This is a genomic window from Roseateles sp. P5_B10, assembly GCF_056400485.1.
Window position 1 is genome coordinate 1 of sequence record NZ_JBFULE010000051.1, and the last position, 17,842, is coordinate 17,842.

The window sequence follows — 17,842 nt, forward strand, 5'->3', positions numbered from 1 at the left end:
AGAGGAAGGCGAGATGTTCCCCAAGATCCGCAAGTCCGACCTCGACCTGGATACCTTGGGTGAAGCCATCGCCGGGCGCAAGGCGGAGTTGATGGGGCAGGACGCTGAGCCGCACTGACGGCGTCGTTCAATCCAAGGAGAAGCCATGAGTGAGGCCATCGCCGACGTTTACCGGGGTGTGCGGTTCACGGTGGAGGCGGTGCCCCGCAGCGGCGGCTTCGAAGGACGCTTCGCGATCCTTGACGTGGCCGCCGCTGGCCAGGTTGGCACGGATGACAGCTACCGCCCCACAACCGACAACCTGTGGGCCACGGAGCAGGAAGCATTGACCTATGCCACCGAGGCCGCTCACCACGCCATTGAGGGGATACCGGCGTTCGACAAGGGAACGCCGGGGTTGTAGTGCGAGCACGTCGTTGCTGCCGTGGTTGAGCGCCTCGACGCTGCCGGACTGCCCCCGCGGGCCGAACTGTTCGCAAGACGGCGCGACGCGCCTGGCTATATCTGCACGCGTGTGCCCAGTTCGACCACCGCGTTGTCCGGCAACCGGAAGAACCTGGCGACCCCGCTGGAGTTGCGGCTCAATGCTGCAAACAGGCGCTCACGCCAGTTCGCCATGCCGCCACCGGGAGTCGGCACCACCGTCTCGCGGCTGAGGAAGTAGCTGGTCTCGAAGGGCTCGATGCGCAAGCCCTTGGCCTCGCACAGCGCCAGTGCCAGGGGAACGTCGGGTTCCTCCATGAACCCGTAGTGGACGAGCACGCGCCAGAAGCCTGGCGCCAATGACGTCAATTCGAGGCGGTCGGCTGCGTCGACCATCGGACGGTCGTGGAACATGACGTTCAGGATGACGTTCGTTTCGTGCAGGACCTGGTTGTGCTTGAGGTTGTGCAACAGGGCCTGCGGCACGAGGTTCGGATCGGCGACTGCATAGACCGCCGTGCGCCGTGCACGATGGGCTTCGCCCAGGGCGAGGCTCTCAATGAAGGGCTGGAGTTCGATGCCTTCGCTGCGCAGGCCGGCCATCAGCAGCTGACGGCCGCGCGCCCAGGTGCTCATCAAGACAAACAGCATCAGGCCCAGCGCCAGCGGAAACCACCCGCCGTCGAAGAACTTGATCGCGCAACCGGCAACCAGCAGCATGTCCACGGCCAGGAAGAACACCGTGGCGCCGATCGCCAGCGGCGCGGGGAGCTTCCAGCCGTCGCGAATGACGAAGAAGGTCAGCACGGTCGTGATCAGCATCGTCAGCGTCACCGCGATGCCGTAGGCCCCCGCCAGCGCCGAAGAGCTGCCGAACATCAGCACCGCACCGATGACGCCGGCCAGCAGTGCCCAATTGACCGCCGGCACGTAGATCTGCCCGGACTCGCTGGCGGAGGTATGGCGCAAGGTGAGGCGCGGCAGGAAGCCGAGCAGGATGGCCTGCTTGGTCATCGAGTAGGCCCCGGAAATCACGGCCTGCGAGGCGATCACGGCGGCCATCGCAGCGAGGCCGACCATGGGCAGCACCAAGGCGCTGGGGAAGAGGCGGAAGAACGGGTTCTCGATGGCCGTGGCGTCTCCGATCAGCAGCGCGCCCTGGCCCAGGTAGTTGAGCGCCAGCGCGGGAAACACCAGCCCCGTCCAGGCCAGGCGGATCGGCCTCACGCCGAAATGGCCCATGTCGGCGTAGAGGGCCTCGGCGCCCGTCAATGCCAGCACGATGGCGCCGACGGCAGCGAACAGATGCCATCCCCGCGTGCTGAGGAAGGCCCAGGCCTCCAGCGGGTTGAGTGCAGCCAGGATCTGGGGATGCTGGGTGATGTGCACGATGCCGATGGCGCCGAGCACGGCGAACCACAGCACGATCACCGGCCCGAACACCTTGCCCACCGCTGCGGTGCCATGGCGTTGCACCAGAAACAGACCCACCAGGATGGCCACCGAGATCGGCAGCACATAGGGCTTCAAGGTCGGCGTCACGACCTCCAGGCCTTCGATGGCGCCCATCACCGAGATCGCGGGCGTGATGACGCTGTCGCCATAGAACAGCGTCGCCCCGAACAGGCCCAGCAACAGCAGCGCGCCGCGCAGCCTGGGCCGCTGCTGCACGGCATGGGCGGCCAGGGCCGTCAACGCGAGTGCGCCGCCTTCACCGCGGTTGTCGGCGCGCAGGATCAGGATCACGTACTTGAGCGTGACGACGAACATCAGCGCCCAGACGATCACCGAGACCGCGCCCACCAGGTTGTGGGTGTCCAGCGTGACGCCGGTAGCGGGCAGGAATACTTCCTTGAGCGTGTAGAGGGGGCTGGTGCCGATGTCGCCATAGACGACACCGATTGCGCCGAGCGTCAGTGCGGCCAGGCCGCTGCGTTGGGTCTCAAGGCTCATGAACGGGAAACTGGGTGGGATGGAGCCAGTTTCCCGTAGGCGGTGTAAAGAACGTATAAAGATCGCGGCCGCCCGCTGCCTGCGTGTGCGCCACGCTCCAACGGCGGCGGGCGGTATCCGTCCGGCCAAGTCATCTTGAATCGCCCACCAGCGCCAGGAAGGATCGCGTCCACGTAACTTAGGTGGATGCGATGACAAGCGACAAGGCCCGCACACGAAAGCGCTACGGCGTGGCAATGAAGGCGCAGATATTGACGGAGTGCGCCGAGGCTGGGGCCTCGGTGGCCAAGGTGGCGATGGCTCACAGCATCAACGCCAACGTCATGCACCGGTGGCGGCGACTCGCCCGTGACAGGGCAATTGCGCCCCCGCCAAGACAAGAGAGTTCATCGCATTGCCGCTCACGGTGCCAACCACGCCCAGCGCAACGCCGGCGGATGTCCGCGTCGAGATGCGGCGTGGTGCAGTCTCGATCGTTGTCGCTTGGCCGATCAGCGCCTCGGCGGAGTTTGCAGCCTGGATGCGTGAGCTGCTGCGGTGATCCGCGTCGACGCCGTGTGGCTGGCGGTAGAGCCCTTGGACATGCGCGCTGGCACTGAAGCGGCGCTGGCCCGCGTGGTCAACGCCTTCGGTGCCGCCAGGCCGCATCGCGCCTACTTGTTCGCCAACCGCAGAGCAAACCGCATGAAGGTCCTTGTGCATGACGGTATTGGGGTGTGGCTCGCGGCCAGGCGGCTCAACGTCGGCAAGTTTGTCAGGTCGCAAGATGGCGCCAGCACGCTGACCCTGACGCGCGCACAGCTCGATGCTCTGGCCCTGGGGCTGCCCTGGCAGCGCCTGGGTGCCCGAGCAGAGACGCTGGACTACCAGCCGGGCGTGTTCACCGTCGACTTCAAGACTTGCTGGATCGCTTGCCAACGCACTCGGCCAGCAGGATCGACGAGCTCCTGCCGCATCGCTGGTCACCAGCCACGGTGGTGAAGTCGCCCACGAGGTGACTGAGGGCGTGCGCCGCGATGCGCTGGCGCCGCAGCAAGACCTCCAACGTGCCGGCGGTGATGCGCAGTTCCACGGCGGCGCCGACGTGCTGGCGCGGCACCGAGCAGTGGTGGCCCCCGAAGACCACGTGATAGTCGATGTTGACCCGCGCCGGCTTGAACTGCGTAAGCATCGGCGTTGCTGGCAGCGGCTTCGAGGCCGGCGCATCCGGCGCTGAGAAGGCCGTCGCCCGGCAGCCGGGCAGCTTCTTGAACCGAGATTTGGGAGAAACTAGGTCCCGTCGGCCAACGGCCGCTGAGCCGTTGCAATCATCCGCATCGAAAGGGAGTCAATGAACATCAAGAAAGGCCTGTATGTGGCCTTGCTGCCACTGTTGCCATTCGCAGCACAGGCGCAGGACCAAGGCAGTTATCTGAGGCAGGCCCTGCTGCAGGGGCTTTCGATCTCCGTCCAGATCGATTGCAACAAACCAGACTATGGCGCTCTTGCGCACTGCCGCACCTATGCGGTCAGCTACAACGCTGCAACGGATGCGTTCACCGCCAGCGGCCCCGTCGCGCCTGCCCTTTGGGTCCAGACCGATACACGCACGATCCCAGGTGCGTTTGCGAATGGCTATCTTGTGATCTGGGGCGCAAAGTTCTCGATCACCAGCAGCGGCAACGTCCTTCCCGAAGGGTCGACCACAAGCATCGGTACCGCCTACATCAACAACATCGCGGCGGCTCTGGAGGCCCAAATGCCGGCCCGCCTCAACGTCACATGCGGCCCGAACAACGGCGTCGTCGCCTGTGGCGAATATTCGATCTACTACTCGTCCGGCGAAGCCAAGTATGTGGCCACAGGGCCGGCCAAGTACGGTGACAGCAACCCCACGGCCACGCTGCAGATATCCCGCTCGACAAGCGTCAATGCGCCTCCGGCCATGGAAGCCATCAGCATCAATGGCGGCTCGACGCTGCTGTTCGACCGCAACGGCAATCTGCGCACGACCGGCGGCGTTGCCGTCGGCACGATTTCGACGACGGGCTTCACACCCAGCGTGTYGACCAGCACGACGGACAAGTACGTCCAAACAGCCATCAACGGCACCGGCCAGTGCCATAGCACGAGCTACAACTGGACGGCGCCCCAGCAGACCGCCATCAAGGAAATCAGCACGGCGGCAACCAGCGCCTTTCTTGGCGGCACTCCCTATGTCTGGGGCAACACGTCCCCTCCAAGCGGCTCAGCGACCTTCAGGAACGAAATCCATCAATATGGCTATCTGCCGGTATTCAACAGCGGACGCGTCAGCTTCGCCCCCAACGGCCGTCCGCTGATTCGCGACCGGTACCTGAACCTTCAGGTATTGGGCGACAACGGCACATGGAAAGCGGTGTCGCTCAGGGAAATCGCCAAGGAGTCGCTCAGGCGGCAGAACATCAACTGGACGGTCAATCCCAACTATGGTCAAGCCGGCCTGTATTCGCAGGCCCCGGAGAGCGAGCAACGCGTCGTCTTCGACAACGAATGCAATGCCTATACCGTCATTGACACCTTCAGGTCCAGCCTCGGCTACGCCATCCTGCTCCATTCACCGGATGGCGGCCAGACATGGGCAGCTTTCCCGATTCCCAGTGGCAGCAGCTGGAGCGGAGACGGCGGTGATGCAGCAGTCGGCATGGAAGTACCGTCCGGGCCCACCACCGCATTGGCAGCCCCGCCAGCGATCACGGTTCACCAAAATCAGGTGAGCGACGATCAACGCAAGGGCACGGTCTCGACCCGTCCCTTGCTGGCCTTCTTCCCAAAGAAGACGGGTGCGACGCTGACGACCATTGAAGGCCCCTATCAGATTGCGGCGCAGACGCTGATCACGCCGTATCACTCCGGAACCGAGTCGTACATCGTGACGACCGGCGGCGCTACGGGCACCACGCACTTTGGCTACCCGGGCACCGGCATCGTGGCCGACACCGTCGAACCGGGCCGCAAGGGCGTGCCCCTCATGCTCGCGTCTTTCTCCCGTTCGACCCATCAGCTCACCGGCGCGCCGTTGCAACTGGGGGTTGGACTTGCCGGCAGCAGCGGCGACACGGCGGCAAACATCGCCGCGAATGACAGCGTGCCGGACAACCATGCGGGCGTGTCCCTGGCACTGGATTCGAACAACTACATCCACGCGGTTCTTGGTGGGCATGCCTCACGCCTGCTGTATCGAAAGACGACAACCCCCAACAACGCCAGCAGTTGGAGTGCCAGCGTCAGCATCGGCGCAACGAACGACGACGACACCATCGCGCCGAACTTTTCGGACACCTACTCTTACCCATCGCTCGTGCTGGACGCCTACAACCAGCCCAACGTGTTTGCGCGCTGGTCCGGCAGCGCCTACAGAGCAAGACTCGTCCATATCAAGCAGCAAAGCGGCACGTGGGCTGCGCAGACCTTCCTGCTCGATCCGGCCCGCAAGTACTACGGTGTCTGGTATCACAAAGCCTCGGTGGACAGCTGGGGCAAGATCTTCCTCGCCTACAGCTACTTCCCTTCCGAACTGCTGCAAAGCGAGGCAAGCTCACTGTCCACTGCCTGGGGGTTGAGCAACATCAGCCCCTATACAGGTTCCGATAACCCGTGCCGGTCGTCCGACGAAGGCCTGCGCTGCTACTACACGGGCTTTGACGCGGTGGGGCACGGCATCATCGCGATCCCGACGCCCTGGTCCAAGGCTGAGTTCGCCATCACGAACAGCTTCGCCAAATGAAGTAAGAGCGGCTAGTGTCCTGTCCAGTTAATTCATAGGCACAGAACCTGCGTGGGTTGAGGCATCCTTGGAGATGCCTCATGCCCAACGCACGCGCGCGCACCAGAAGGTGTCGGGGATCGCGTTGCATACGCACCAGGCAGCGGCAGTGACGTCGTCGTCAGCGCTCCCCAAGCACTGGACGCCCGAGCAGGCGTTGGCAGTCCGGGAGTGCACGCAGGCCCTGCGCGAGCAGCTGTGGGCCAGGTAGGGATCCGCGGATCCAGCAGGCTTGGCGGGACCAGCTCGTCGCCGAGACGTCGCCGCCATCACTGGACCCAGACGAGCCGTTCTGACGCCGTCGTCACCTCAACATCGGGATCCGCAGGGCGCTTGCCGCTGTTCGTTCCAGCTACTGGTTCAGCTGCAAAACCGCGGCCTGACCGCCGAATAACAGCGGATCTTGACCGCCGCTAACACCACCGGCCTGACGTGCCCGTCAAGGTATGTTCGGCGGACGCATACGGCGGGCGGGATTTCAACCTTGCCGCGACACCGGAAAGTCGTGGTCTGCACCGTTCGCTCGGCTTCTGGGATTGCCCGGCGCAGATGTGGCGCCGGCGATGAGGTATTCGGAGGGAACGGGGGCTTCGGTCGACGCTGGCAGCCTGACCCGGATCAGCGTGCCCTGATTCGGCGCCGAGGTCACCGACAAGCTGCCGTGCTCGGCTTCGACCCTGAATCTCATGCCCAGCAGGCCGTAGCTCGAGTTCGTTGCTGCGTTGGCATCGAAGCCGATGCCGTCGTCCCGCACCGTCAGTTCGGCCTGCCCCTGGATGATGCCCAGGTTCAGCCACAGCTGGCGCGCGCGCGCATATTTGCTGACGTTGGTGATGGCTTCCTGAACGACGCGATAGACGACGAGTTCGGCGGCCTCGGCGAGCCGCACGGGCGCCAGCTCGCAATGCACCAGCACGCCGGAGCGCTTYGCGAAATCGCCGGCCAGGATGTCCAGCGTGACGGCCAGGCCCAGGGTGTCGAGGGTGGACGGGCGCAGGTTCTCGATGATGTCCTGCTTCAGCGCGATGCCGCTGTTGAGCTTCTCGATCAGCCGCGTCAGCGGCTCCAGCGCCTCGGGTGCGAGGCTCGCGACGCGGGTCTTGATGCGCGCGGCATCAAGCTTGGCGGACGTCAGCAGCGAGCCCATCTCGTCGTGCAGGTCGCGCGCCAGCCGGGCCCGCTCCTGCTCGCGCGCCGTTTCGATGTGATGCGCCAGCTTGACGAGCTGCGCGGTGCGGCGCGCCACCTCGACCTCCAGCCGCTCACGCTCGATCTGCACCAGGCGCTGGCGTTCCTGCTTTTCGCGCTCGCGCTGGTCTTCCAGCGCGAGCCCCTGGCGCWGGTACAGGAACAACGCAGCGAGGCTGGCCACGCTCAGCAGCGCCACKCCCAGGCGGTTGAGCAGCAGCGTGCGGTGGATGTCGGTCTGCTGATCGGTGGGGGCGGCGCGCAGTTCCTCCAGCCTGGCGGTGCCGGCGCGCAGGGCGCTGAGTTCACCCAGCACGTCTTCAGACTGCCAGTAGGAACTCTCGCCCACCAGCACCACGGTCAACGCTGCGGCGCAGGCCAGGGGAACCAGGATGGGATGCCGGGCTAGAACCGAGAGAATCTTCACGGCCACGTTATCCGTCCGTCGAGATGGCGTCGGTGCAGTGGTAGGGCAGCTGCAGGCGACCGTCGGCACCGGCCACGGCCTGGATGTTGATGACCGGGGCGCTGGAGTTGACCGTGCCGAAGATGGTGGCGAAGGCGACGTCGGCGGCATCGCGCCCGGTGCCAAAGCGCACGAAGCCCATCGGGATCGCGGTGCCTGAAGGGTCGAAGATGTACCAGCGGTCGCCGACGTAGGCCTCCACGTAGGCGTGGAAGTCGGTCGGCCCGAGCGCGGGGTCGGCACCATAGTCGATGCCCGTGGCGAAGCGCGCCGGGATGTTGATGGCGCGGCACAGCGCGATCATCAAGTGGGCAAAGTCGCGGCACACGCCCACTTGATCGAGCAGGGTGTCGATGGCGGAGGTGTTGGAGTCCGAGGTGTTGGACGTGAAGGTCGTGCGCTCCAGCACCCAGTCGCGGATGGCCTGCACGCGGCCGTAGCCCTGCCAGCGCTGGCCGAACTCGCGCATGGCCATGCGGTGCAGCCGGTCGGACTGGCAGTAGCGGCTCGGGTAGATATAGCCCAGCACCTCGGCGGGCACCCGCGCGACGGGCACCTCGCCCACGTCGCCCGGCGGGGCGAAGTGGTGCATCAGGTCGACCGTGGCGCGGTAGGCCACCTTCAGCGGCCCGGCCTGGGCCTGCAGGCGCAGGTAGCGGTTGCGGGTGACCGGCTCCGTCTCGACGCGGGCCAGCAAGGGCTGGCTCAGCGTCAGGGATTCCGCCACCACCAGCTGGCGGGGGGTGCTGGCCGCGTGGATGTTGAAGATGAAATCACAGCCCGGGTCGGCAATGACGTAATCGAGTTCAAGCGCGATCTCGAGGCGGATCATGTTTGGCACGCAGGAGTGCGACCTGCTGCCAGCAATGCGGATCCAGAACGGGACGTCATGAGAGGCTCCAAAGTAGCCCGACCTTACACCCCCCCGGCCGGGCATACCTCTGTTGCCGGGAGGGGATAGGCGGTTGGACCCGCCGTGGGGCAGCTCAGTTCAAGCGCAAGCGGCTGCCTTGCGGCCCGTTTGCCACGACCCTGCCGATCTCCGCCGCCGCACCGAACCCATGGCGGCGAAACACGTCCAGCACGGCGTCAACCGCGCTGGCGTCGCAAGACACCAGCAGGCCGCCGCTGGTCTGGGGGTCGCTCAACAGCGCCTGATCGATGGCCGGGAAGCCCTGCGGCAGCTGCACGTCCGAGCCGTAGCCGGCCCAGTTGCGCCCCGAGGCGCCGGTGACCATGCCGCGCTCGGCGAGTTCGCGCACCTGCGCCAGCAAGGGCACCCGCGCCCAGTCGAGCTCGACACTGGCCTGGGCACCGCGCGCCAGTTCCAGCGCATGGCCGGCCAGGCCAAAACCCGTCACATCGGTCATCGCGTGCACGCCCTCCAGCGCCGCCAGGTCCGGCCCGGGCGTGTTGAGCTGCGTCGTGGTGGCGATCATCTGCGCGTAGCCCTCGGGCGAGAGAGTTTCCTTCTTGAGTGCCGCCGACAGGATGCCCACGCCCAGCGGCTTGCCCAGCACGAGCCGGTCGCCGGGGCGTGCGTCCGCATTGCGCTTGACGCGCTGGGGGTGCACCACGCCCAGTGCGACCAGCCCGTAGATCGGCTCGACCGAATCGATGGTGTGACCGCCCGCGATCGGGATGCCGGCGGCAGCGCAGACCGATTCACCGCCCGCCAGGATCTTGCCGATCACGTCGACCGGCAGCACGTTGATGGGCATGCCCACCAGGGCCAGCGCCATGATGGGTTTGCCACCCATGGCGTAGACGTCGCTGATGGCATTGGTCGCCGCGATCCGGCCGAAGTCGAAGGGGTCGTCGACGATGGGCATGAAGAAGTCGGTGGTGGCGATCAGCGCGATCTCGTCGGTCAGCTGGTAGACCGCCGCGTCGTCGGCGGTCTCTATGCCCACCAGCAGTTCCGGCGGCGCCGGAAAGTGGCGCGTGCTCTTCAGGATCTCGCTCAGCACGCCCGGGGCGATCTTGCAGCCGCAGCCGCCACCGTGGGACAGGGAGGTCAGGCGGGGCACGGGTGGCGTGGCGGGCGTTTGGGTCATGGTTGGAATCTAGGGCAATGAGGCGATGCGGCTGGCCAGGGCCTGGATGCCGGCATCCGACAGATCCTCGCATTGCAGGCGCTGGGCGTCGGGCAGGCCCGCCAGATGACGGCCCTGCGAACGGGCATACAGAGGGTCGTAGTGCCGGGCCATCAGGGCTTCGAAGAGCGGTGGCAGCGCACCTTCCAGCGCCCAGGCCTGCCACTCGGCCAGCACTTCCTTGGGCAGCAGTTCGCGCAGCGTGCCCAGCTTGTCGGCCAGGCCCTGCGGGTCGTCGCCCAGCCAGGCGTAGTCGCGCAGCAGGTAGTCGAGCCGCGCCTGGGCAGAGGCGTCAATCTCGACGACGGAGCTCTCGCGCAGGCGCTGCAGCAGCGGCTCCGGCACCGTGATGCGGCCGATGCGCCGGCTCTCCGCTTCGACCCAGACGCGCCGGCTCAGGTCCAGGCCGACCAGGGCCTGCATCAACTGCGTCTCGAAACCCTTCTGCGACGGCTGCGGCCGGCCGGGCATGGCGCCCAGCACCGAACCCCGGTGGGCCGCCAGATCTTCGAGGTCGAGGACTTGCTCTCCTTGAGTGGCGAGCGCCTGCAGCACCCGCGTCTTGGCGCTGCCTGTGGGGCCGCACAGCACGCGCAGATCGAGCCGCGGCGCCAGCAGCGCAATCTGCTCGATGACATGGGCGCGCCAGGCCTTGTAGCCGCCCTTGAGCTGCTGCGCATCCCAGCCCACCAGCCTCAGCCAGTTGACGAAGCTGCCGCTGCGCATGCCGCCGCGCCAGCAATAGACCAGCGGCCGCCACTCCCTGGGCTTGTCCCTGAACAACTGGTCCAGGTGGCTTGCGATGTTGCGCGCCACCATGGCCCCGCCGATCTTGCGCGCCTCGAAGGCCGAGACCTGGACATAGGTGGTGCCGACGATGCGGCGCTCCTCGTCGTCCAGCACGGGGCAGTTGATGGCGCCGGGAATATGGTCGAGGGCGTATTCGGCCGGCGAGCGCACGTCGATGAGGACGGTGAACTCGCCCAGGTCATTGACGGTGGTGGGCTTGTGACTCATTGCTGCTAGGTTAAGGCAACCCCACGTGGCCCCGGGGATTCAAGCGCGGCCAGAATCCGCGGCGCATCTCTCCAGAGGAAAACGGATGGCCTGGATCATTCTCGTCATCGCCGGCCTGTTCGAGGTCGGCTGGGCCATCGGCCTGAAATACACCGACGGCTTCACCAAGCCCTGGCCCAGCGTGGCAACGGCGGCCTGCATGGTGGCCAGCCTCTGGTTGCTGGGCATCGCGATGAAGTCGCTGCCAGTGGGCACGGCCTATGGCGTCTGGGTGGGCGTCGGTGCGGTCGGCACCGTGATCCTGGGCATCTTCCTGCTCGGCGAGCCGGCCAACCCGGCGCGGCTGTTCAGCATCGCACTGATCGTGGCCGGCATCGCCGGGCTCAAGCTGTCGTCGCCGGGCTAGTCAACGAAGAACTCGCCGCCCGCCGCGTGATACCTGCCGTGAAAGACCTGATGGCCGGGGCCGCGCTGGTGGGCCGCGGCTTGCGCCTCGGCGGCGTGCGCATGGATGCTGACGAAATCGCCGGGAAGCTCCTGCTTCACCCGCAGCACCATCCAGCCTGTGACCCAGCCGGTGTTTCCGGCGTCAGTTTGCAAGGGTTCCATGGTTTCTCCTCCAGTCAATGCCGCTTGAAGTACTGCACCTCGCGCTCGTGTTTTTCGGCCTGTTCGCGTGTGTCAAACGTGCCCAGGTTCCTGCGCTTGCCGGTCTGTGGATCGGGCTTGCGAGAGTAAAGGCGGTACTGGCCGCTGCCGAGCTTGCGAATCACGGTCGGCTCCTTGGTGGCGAAGGCCCAGTTTTCGCCGCGTTGCGGCTTTTGTGTGTAGGACGGCGCGAGAGCGTGCTGACCGAGCGCTCCCGCGGCCGCGGCATCAGCGCGGCAGCGGCTCGACGGCGGCCAGATGGCCCAGCTCGTCGCGCGCCCGCTCGCGGGCCTCGGCGAGGCGTGCGGTCAGCCAGCCGACGGCGAACCAGGCGGCAGGGTCGGCAGTCACCAGGGCCTGGTAGCGATCGCGCGCGACAACGAGGTCGTTGATCTCACCCAGTGCCTGCTGGGCCGCGGCCAGGGCCTGCAGATGACGGGCGGCGCGTTTGTGCGGCAGCAGCGGAGCGAAGAACTCGAGCGCATAGCGCTGGCGCTTGGCGTGCTTGCGCAGCGTATGCAGGGCCGTGGGCTCGAGCTCCTCGAAGCGGCGGCAGCCGTCCACCAGCCTCTTGTGCCAGCGGCGCAGCCGCTTGCGCGCCAGGCGCTGCAGCGCATCCTGCGGCTCGGCGAGGGGCTGAAGGCCGGCGCGCCACGAGATCCAGGCCAGCAGCTGGTGCTGCGTCTCGTCGCTGCGGATCAACGCGGCGAGGTCAGGCGCGGCGCTGCCGGCGGGCAGGGCCAGTGGCGGCGCACCGGCCTGCTTGAGTTCGGCGACGACACCGCTGGCGAGCACATCGCTGTCGCGCGCCTTGCCGAGTTCGGCGAACAGCCGGCGCAAGCCATCCACCAGCCCGGCCGGTGGCTCGGCCACCCAGCCACGGAAGGCCCGCAGCGCGCTGCGCAGGCGGCGGATGCCGACGCGGGCCTGGTGCACATGCTCGGCGCGCAGCTCGGGATCGCCGTCGGCCAGGCCGATGGCATTGCGGTTGAGGTGGGCCAGGCATTCATCGAACACGGCGCCGAAGGCATCCAGCGCGCTGGATGCCTTGTCATAGCGAGGTGATTTGGCCTTGCGCAGCGGTGGATGGGGCGAACCGGCCACGAGGTGATGGCCGCGCTCGGCCTTGTTGCGCGGGTCGTAGACGAGGCCGAAGCGCCGCCGCCAGCGCTCGACCAGGCCCAGCATTGCCACCGGCGAGCCCGACACCAGTTCGAACTCGATCTCGCGAAACTTCTGCACTGCGGCGCCGGCCGTCAGCCGGCCCTCGTCCAGCGCGATGTCGACAACGGCGCCGCGCGTGTGCACGCGGCGTATCAGGCGCCGCTGCTGGAGCTGGAAGCGCTGGCCCGCCTCCTGGCCATCGGCCTTGGCCTTTTCCAGCAGCTCGATCAGCTGTTGGCCGGTCGGCGTGCCGGCATGCGCCTGCGGGTCCGGGCTGGCATCGGGGCGGACGACTTCGTGCTCGAAGCGCTCCAGCGCGCCGCTGCGCGCGGCCTTCAGCCCTTGCACCCAGCGCCGGCCTTCACGGCGCATGCGCCAAGCCAGCCCGGCGCGAGCGAGGTGCCGGTCGGGCGTGTCGAAATAGGCGTCGATCAGCGAGACGCGCCGCGCCGCGCCGCGTGCGCCAAGCTCGGCCGCCAGCGCCGCGCGGGACGACGCCGGCACGAGGAACTTCAGTTCGACCTCGATGTGCGCGGCGGTCAAGGCAGGGGCGTGTTCAGGCTCGATTGGCCGCCAGTGAGCGGTCCTGGTCGGCCTTGCGGTCGGCCGCCACCTTGATGGCATGCGGGCGCTCGCCGATCAGCTTGGCATAGGGCTTCCAGTCCACACCGCCGGCCTGCAGCAGGTCTTCGCCATAGATGATCTTGGTCGCCATGCCCACCAATGGCAGGCTGACCCAGCCGGCGCAGTCGGCCAGCGTGAAGCTGTCACCGGCCAGATAGGGGCCGAACCTGGCCAGGCGCTTGAAGGCGGCGATGTTCTCGGGCAGCACGCGGGCCACGCGCTTCTTGGTGCCGTCGCTGACCTCGCCGCCGAAGAAGGCCTCGGCATACAGCTCGCGCGCGACCAGCTCCAGGTGCAGCTCGACGTAGGTGATGAGCTCGCGCACCTTGGCCGCCTCGTAGGGATGGGCGGGGATCAGCCGGGGCGTCTCGGGATAGGCCGCCTCCAGGTATTCCACGATGGCCTGGCTTTCGCATAGCGGGCCATGCGGCGTCTTGATGAAAGGCACCTTGCCCAGCGGCGAGCAGCTCAGCACGTCCTCGGCATGGGAATGCGTCTTGATGTATTCCTCGCTGAAGGGGATGTCCTTTTCCAGCAGGGCCAGCTTGACCTTGTTGTAGTAGTTCGAGAGCGGGATGCCGCAGAGGGTGATCATGGGGAGGTCTCCTGGTGAATGCCGCAGTCTATGCAGAGCGGCGCTGCGGCTCTAGCGCGGTGGCGACAGCGGGAAGGGCTGGGCAGGCCCTCGCGAGTGGGCGCGCCTGGTAGCGGGATGCAGCGCAAGGCGGAAACCGCAGCCATAGCTCGGGCTATGGCGAGGATTTGCAACGCTGCGATGCGCCCGTTACCAGGATGCGCCCGCCGCGAAGGGCTTGCTCAGCACTTCCCTATCGATTCACCAGCACGATGCCCACCGCCAACGCCGCCAGGGCCGCGACGAGGCGGGCGCTGATGCCCTCGCCCAGCAGCAGGGCGCCCGCCAGCAGGCCGAACAGCGGCGTGCTCAAGGTGAAGACGGACAGCTTGGTGGCCGCGTAATGGCGGATCAGCCAGAACCAGACCAGATAGCTGGCAAAGGTGACGATGATGGCCTGGAAGCCGAACAGACCCAGCAGGCGCGGTGACCAGTGCAGGGGCAGGGGTTCGCCGGCGACCAGAGCCGCGGCGCACAGCGTCAGGGCTGAAACGCCGAGCTGGTAGAGCAGGGTCTTCTCGGCCGGCGCCGAACTCAGCTTGGTGGCACGGATGGCCAGCGTCGTGCCGCCCCACAGCACGGCGGCCGCCACGCCGAGGGCGTCGCCCCACCATTGCATCGGCGTGCCCGGCGCCGAGAAGCCTTCCGCGAACGCGAAAGCCATGGCGCCGAAGGCCAGCACCAGACCCAGCCACTGCCGCGCCGACAGCGCCTCACCGCGCGCGATCCACGGCATGCCCAGGGCGACGACGAAGGGCGCCAGATAGATGAAGACCACCATGCGCGAGGCGCTGGTGTATTGCAAGCCGACAAAGATGCAGCCGAACTCGGCCGCAAACAGCAGGCCGGCCAGCAGGCCGCCGCCCAAGCTGCCGTCACGCTCGAACAGGCGGATGCCGCGCGACATCGACCACAGCCACACCAGCAGGCCCGCCACAGCCGAGCGCAGCCCCGCCTGCCAGAGCGGCGAGATCTCGGTCAGTGCGGCCTTGGCGGCCACCTGGTTGATGCCCCACAGGAAGCAGCACAACAGCAGCAATGAAACGGCGCGGGGATCGAGATGGGTCTGGCGGCTGATCGGAGAGCTCATGGCCCCTATGCTGCCAGCATGTTCAAGGTGACCATCATTGGCGGGGGAATCATGGGCGCCGCCACGGCCTGCTTCCTGGCCCGCGACCATGGCGCGGCGGTGACCGTCGTCGAGCGCGATGCCTCCTATGCGCAGGCTTCCAGCTCGCTGTCGCTGAGTTCCATCCGCCAGCAGTTCTCGCAGCCGGTCAACATGGCGCTGTCGAGGTGGAGCATCGACTTCCTGCGCCGCGCAGCGGACGAGCTGGCGACGGCGGATGACCGGCCGGCCATCGGCCTGGTCGAGYCGGGCTATCTGTATCTCGCGACCGAGGCAGGTGCCGCGACGCTGCGCGAGGTGCATGCGCTGCAGCGCGCCCAGAACGTGGATGTCGCGCTGCTGAGCCCGGCCGAGCTTGTTGCGCACTTCCCCTGGCTGGCCGTCGACGACATCGCGCTCGGGTCGCTGGGCCTGAGTGGCGAGGGCTGGTTCGACGGCCCGGCTCTGCATCGTGCCTTCCGGCGCAAGGCCAAGGCCTGCGGTGTGCGCTTTGTCGAAGCGGAGGCGCTGGGTTTTGAAACCCAGGGTGAGCGTGTGACTGCGGTGCGCTGCTCAGACGGCTCGCGTGTGGGTGGCGAAGCCTTTGTCATCACGGCCGGCGCCTGGAGTGCGCCGCTGGGCGCGGCCCTCGGCTTCACGCTGCCGGTCAGCGCCAAGAAGCGCGATGTCTTCGTGCTGGAAACGCCGGCCACCTTGCCCGGCTGCCCCTTGGTCATCGACCCCAGCGGCTTCTGGTTCCGTACGGAGGGTTCATTGATCCTGGCCGGTGGCCCGCCGCGCGGGGACGACGCCGACGAAGCGCCGCTGCACGACATCGACCATGGCCTCTTCGATGAACTGTTGTGGCCGACGCTGGCCGCCCGCGTGCCGGCGCTCGAGGCGCTGCGCGTGCGCTCGGCCTGGGCCGGCTACTACGAGATGAACGCCTTCGACCACAACGGCCTGGCCGGCCGATTGCCGGGTTATGCGAATGCCTTCACGGCCTGCGGCTTCTCGGGCCACGGCATGCAGCAATCGCCGGCGGTAGGCCATTCGATGGCCCGGCTGATCGCGGGCCTGGATGCGCCTTTGATCGATGCATTGACGCCGCAGCGGCTGCTGGACGGACGGCCTCTGATCGAGGCCAACGTCATCTAGCGCCGGTCTACCTGTTGCGCACGCGCTTCTTGGCGGGCGGCTGGGTCAGCACATAGCGCGTCGCCGTCAGCTTGTCCGACACCGCGCTGGTCTTGTTGTCCACATAGCCCCAGTTGCGCATGGCCAGGCGCACCTCGGTGTCCGACGGGCTGGCTTCCGGGCCCTTGGGGTGCACGACCCAGACCGTCTTGCAGATCATGTCGGCATGGAACTCCGCCATGCGCGGAAGTTCGGACGGGTTGCTCAGCACGGCCACCAGCATGCGCGCCTCGCGCAGATTGGTGGTGATGCCGCCGGCCAGGGCCTCGGCCAGGGCCGGGTCCAGCGTGCCGACGGTGGGCCCGATCAGCAGGGCGGGGTTGTCGGCGCTGACGCCGAGCTTGGCGGCCAGCGTGGGCGGCGGCGTCTGCAGCTTCTTCAACCACTTGCCGGCCTCCTTTTCGCCCAGCACCAGGGCCACGGCCTCTTCCCCGTTTTCGCCCGCTTCGAAGCGCAGTTCCTCGCCTTCGACGCGCAGGTTCTGCAGGGCGGCAATATCCCACTTGCGCTTGATGGCGCCGCGCAGCACGACGGTGGTGGATTCGAGCAGGGCGGTGACCTCTTCGGTCTCGGCGCCGACGCGGGCGGTACAACTGGCTTCACGTCCCATGGGGCGTCCTCAGGTTTTATTTGTCAGATCGGCGCATTGTCAGCCGCCAGGCCAGCGCGCCGGCGACAGCGCCCGTCAGGTGAGCAAATGGCGCCACGGGAAAGTCGAATCCCGGCGTGTCGCGCAGCACGGGGCCGAGCGGGTGTTCAAGGAAGAGTTTGCTGACGAGACCGAGCGCAATGCCGGCGCCAACCCAGCGTTCGCGACCCCCGCGCGTGAGCAAAGCCATCGCCGCGATGGCTACCAGCGCATGCAGCTCGCCTGACAGGCCGGCGTAGTGCAGCAACTCGGGGCGCAGCAGCAGGCCGAGTTGGGTCAGCGGCAGGGCGATCAGGGCGGCCAGGGCTTCGCTCGATCCCATCGTGGCACGCCAGCCGAGCAGGGCCAGGACGGCACAGCCGGCGAGATTGGCGCCCAGGTGAATGGGCGTCCAGTGAACAAAGGCGGCTGTGACAGCGCGCCAGGGCTGTGCGGCGATCAGGGCTGGCTGCCAGTCCAGCGCCTCGCGCGGCAGCGGCCAGGCCAGCAGGGACAGCGCGGCCAGCGCCGCGCACAGCATCAACCAAACACGGCTTGCCATAGCGCGCGCACCGCGTCACGGTGCGCGGCCAGCGGGGCGGCGGCTTCGGCGTCCAGCGCCGTGGACTGCTCATCCAACCTCGCCTTGTGCTGCACGCGGCGCAGCTCGCGGTAGGCGTTGGCCGCCGCGACACCCACGCCGGCCGGCAGCAGACCGGCTGACTCCGCAATGCGCAGCAGCGCGATGTTGCCGAGGTCATCCTGCAACTGCGGGTGTGTCGCCGAATGCGCCAGCACCAGGAACTGCACGGCGAACTCGGCGTCCATCATGCCGCCCTCGCTGTGCTTGACGTCGAAGAGACCGTCTTTCACGGGCCGCGCCGCGCGYACCTTCTCGCGCATGGCCTGCAC

18 protein-coding genes and 2 pseudogenes are annotated in these 17,842 nt (G+C 67.2%); 6 read left to right on the forward strand and 14 right to left on the reverse strand.

The window, feature by feature from the left end; genetic code table 11:
• Positions 1–145 precede the first annotated feature (145 nt).
• Positions 146–403: a hypothetical protein gene (locus tag AC1DU6_RS06015; RefSeq protein WP_457320757.1), complete on the forward strand. Its 258-nt coding sequence runs from the start codon at positions 146–148 to the stop codon at positions 401–403.
• Positions 404–498: 95 nt separating this feature from the next.
• Here the strand turns inward: AC1DU6_RS06015 and AC1DU6_RS06020 are convergent, their stop codons facing one another.
• Entirely contained in the window at positions 499–2,376 is a 1,878-nt protein-coding gene (locus AC1DU6_RS06020; RefSeq protein WP_457350750.1) for a potassium transporter Kup, read from the reverse strand.
• A 236-nt stretch (positions 2,377–2,612) separates the two neighbouring features.
• Here AC1DU6_RS06020 and AC1DU6_RS06025 point away from each other — a divergent pair, with 236 nt between their 5' ends.
• Positions 2,613–2,975 carry a transposase gene (locus AC1DU6_RS06025; RefSeq protein ID WP_477856318.1) on the forward strand — a complete coding sequence of 121 codons (363 nt, stop codon included), beginning with the start codon at positions 2,613–2,615 and terminating at the stop codon, positions 2,973–2,975.
• Positions 2,959–3,156: pseudogene (gene tnpB / locus AC1DU6_RS06030) on the forward strand (IS66 family insertion sequence element accessory protein TnpB); the annotation flags it as partial. The gene AC1DU6_RS06025 and the pseudogene tnpB, both read left to right, overlap by 17 nt.
• A 226-nt stretch (positions 3,157–3,382) precedes the next feature.
• Here the strand turns inward: tnpB and AC1DU6_RS06035 are convergent.
• A pseudogene (locus tag AC1DU6_RS06035) lies at positions 3,383–3,547 on the reverse strand (Mu transposase domain-containing protein); the annotation flags it as partial.
• A gap of 159 nt (positions 3,548–3,706) precedes the next feature.
• Between AC1DU6_RS06035 and AC1DU6_RS06040 the strand changes: the two are divergent.
• Positions 3,707–6,121, forward strand: coding sequence for a BNR-4 repeat-containing protein (locus AC1DU6_RS06040; protein ID WP_477856311.1), 2,415 nt, complete (start codon positions 3,707–3,709; stop codon positions 6,119–6,121).
• A gap of 517 nt (positions 6,122–6,638) precedes the next feature.
• Here AC1DU6_RS06040 and AC1DU6_RS06045 read toward each other — a convergent pair.
• The 4 genes from AC1DU6_RS06045 to mnmH form a co-directional block, all read right to left on the reverse strand.
• Positions 6,639–7,775 (reverse strand): sensor histidine kinase, encoded by a 1,137-nt coding sequence (locus tag AC1DU6_RS06045; protein ID WP_477856312.1) that lies wholly within the window; start codon positions 7,773–7,775, stop codon positions 6,639–6,641.
• Positions 7,776–7,782: 7 nt separating this feature from the next.
• A complete protein-coding gene (locus AC1DU6_RS06050) occupies positions 7,783–8,646 on the reverse strand; it encodes a transglutaminase-like domain-containing protein (protein ID WP_457320934.1) in 864 nt (287 codons plus the stop codon).
• Positions 8,647–8,800: 154 nt separating this feature from the next.
• Positions 8,801–9,871 carry a selenide, water dikinase SelD gene (gene selD / locus AC1DU6_RS06055; protein WP_457320932.1) on the reverse strand — a complete coding sequence of 357 codons (1,071 nt, stop codon included), beginning with the start codon at positions 9,869–9,871 and terminating at the stop codon, positions 8,801–8,803.
• Between the two features lie 9 nt (positions 9,872–9,880).
• Positions 9,881–10,927 (reverse strand): tRNA 2-selenouridine(34) synthase MnmH, encoded by a 1,047-nt coding sequence (mnmH, locus tag AC1DU6_RS06060; RefSeq protein WP_477856313.1) that lies wholly within the window; start codon positions 10,925–10,927, stop codon positions 9,881–9,883.
• Positions 10,928–11,012: 85 nt separating this feature from the next.
• Here mnmH and sugE point away from each other — a divergent pair, with 85 nt between their 5' ends.
• On the forward strand, positions 11,013–11,333 hold the full coding sequence (sugE, locus tag AC1DU6_RS06065; RefSeq protein WP_056199860.1) for a quaternary ammonium compound efflux SMR transporter SugE: 321 nt from the start codon (positions 11,013–11,015) through the stop codon (positions 11,331–11,333).
• On the opposite strand, the gene AC1DU6_RS06070 is transcribed toward sugE, so the two are convergent.
• The 5 genes from AC1DU6_RS06070 to AC1DU6_RS06090 form a co-directional block, all read right to left on the reverse strand.
• Complete coding sequence (locus tag AC1DU6_RS06070) at positions 11,330–11,536, reverse strand: hypothetical protein (protein WP_056199857.1); 207 nt, start codon at positions 11,534–11,536, stop codon at positions 11,330–11,332. The genes sugE and AC1DU6_RS06070 overlap by 4 nt on opposite strands.
• A gap of 14 nt (positions 11,537–11,550) precedes the next feature.
• A complete protein-coding gene (locus AC1DU6_RS06075; RefSeq protein ID WP_157256336.1) occupies positions 11,551–11,700 on the reverse strand; it encodes a hypothetical protein in 150 nt (49 codons plus the stop codon).
• A gap of 103 nt (positions 11,701–11,803) precedes the next feature.
• Entirely contained in the window at positions 11,804–13,282 is a 1,479-nt protein-coding gene (locus tag AC1DU6_RS06080) for a CYTH and CHAD domain-containing protein (protein WP_477856314.1), read from the reverse strand.
• A gap of 13 nt (positions 13,283–13,295) precedes the next feature.
• On the reverse strand, positions 13,296–13,958 hold the full coding sequence (locus AC1DU6_RS06085) for a glutathione S-transferase (RefSeq protein ID WP_056199851.1): 663 nt from the start codon (positions 13,956–13,958) through the stop codon (positions 13,296–13,298).
• Positions 13,959–14,190: 232 nt separating this feature from the next.
• The gene (locus AC1DU6_RS06090; RefSeq protein WP_056199848.1) at positions 14,191–15,087 is read right to left on the reverse strand and encodes a DMT family transporter; all 897 of its coding nucleotides are present in this window, start codon (positions 15,085–15,087) and stop codon (positions 14,191–14,193) included.
• Between the two features lie 18 nt (positions 15,088–15,105).
• Here AC1DU6_RS06090 and AC1DU6_RS06095 point away from each other — a divergent pair, with 18 nt between their 5' ends.
• A complete protein-coding gene (locus tag AC1DU6_RS06095; RefSeq protein ID WP_477856315.1) occupies positions 15,106–16,263 on the forward strand; it encodes an NAD(P)/FAD-dependent oxidoreductase in 1,158 nt (385 codons plus the stop codon).
• 7 nt (positions 16,264–16,270) lie between these two features.
• Here AC1DU6_RS06095 and AC1DU6_RS06100 read toward each other — a convergent pair whose 3' ends face one another.
• From AC1DU6_RS06100 to AC1DU6_RS06110, 3 genes are all read right to left on the reverse strand, one after another.
• A complete protein-coding gene (locus AC1DU6_RS06100; RefSeq protein WP_457320921.1) occupies positions 16,271–16,912 on the reverse strand; it encodes a hypothetical protein in 642 nt (213 codons plus the stop codon).
• A 16-nt stretch (positions 16,913–16,928) separates the two neighbouring features.
• Positions 16,929–17,492, reverse strand: coding sequence for a rhombosortase (gene rrtA / locus AC1DU6_RS06105; protein ID WP_477856316.1), 564 nt, complete (start codon positions 17,490–17,492; stop codon positions 16,929–16,931).
• A partial coding sequence (locus AC1DU6_RS06110) for a [protein-PII] uridylyltransferase family protein (RefSeq protein WP_477856317.1) occupies positions 17,471–17,842 on the reverse strand: 372 nt, incomplete at its 5' end. The genes AC1DU6_RS06110 and rrtA, both read right to left, overlap by 22 nt.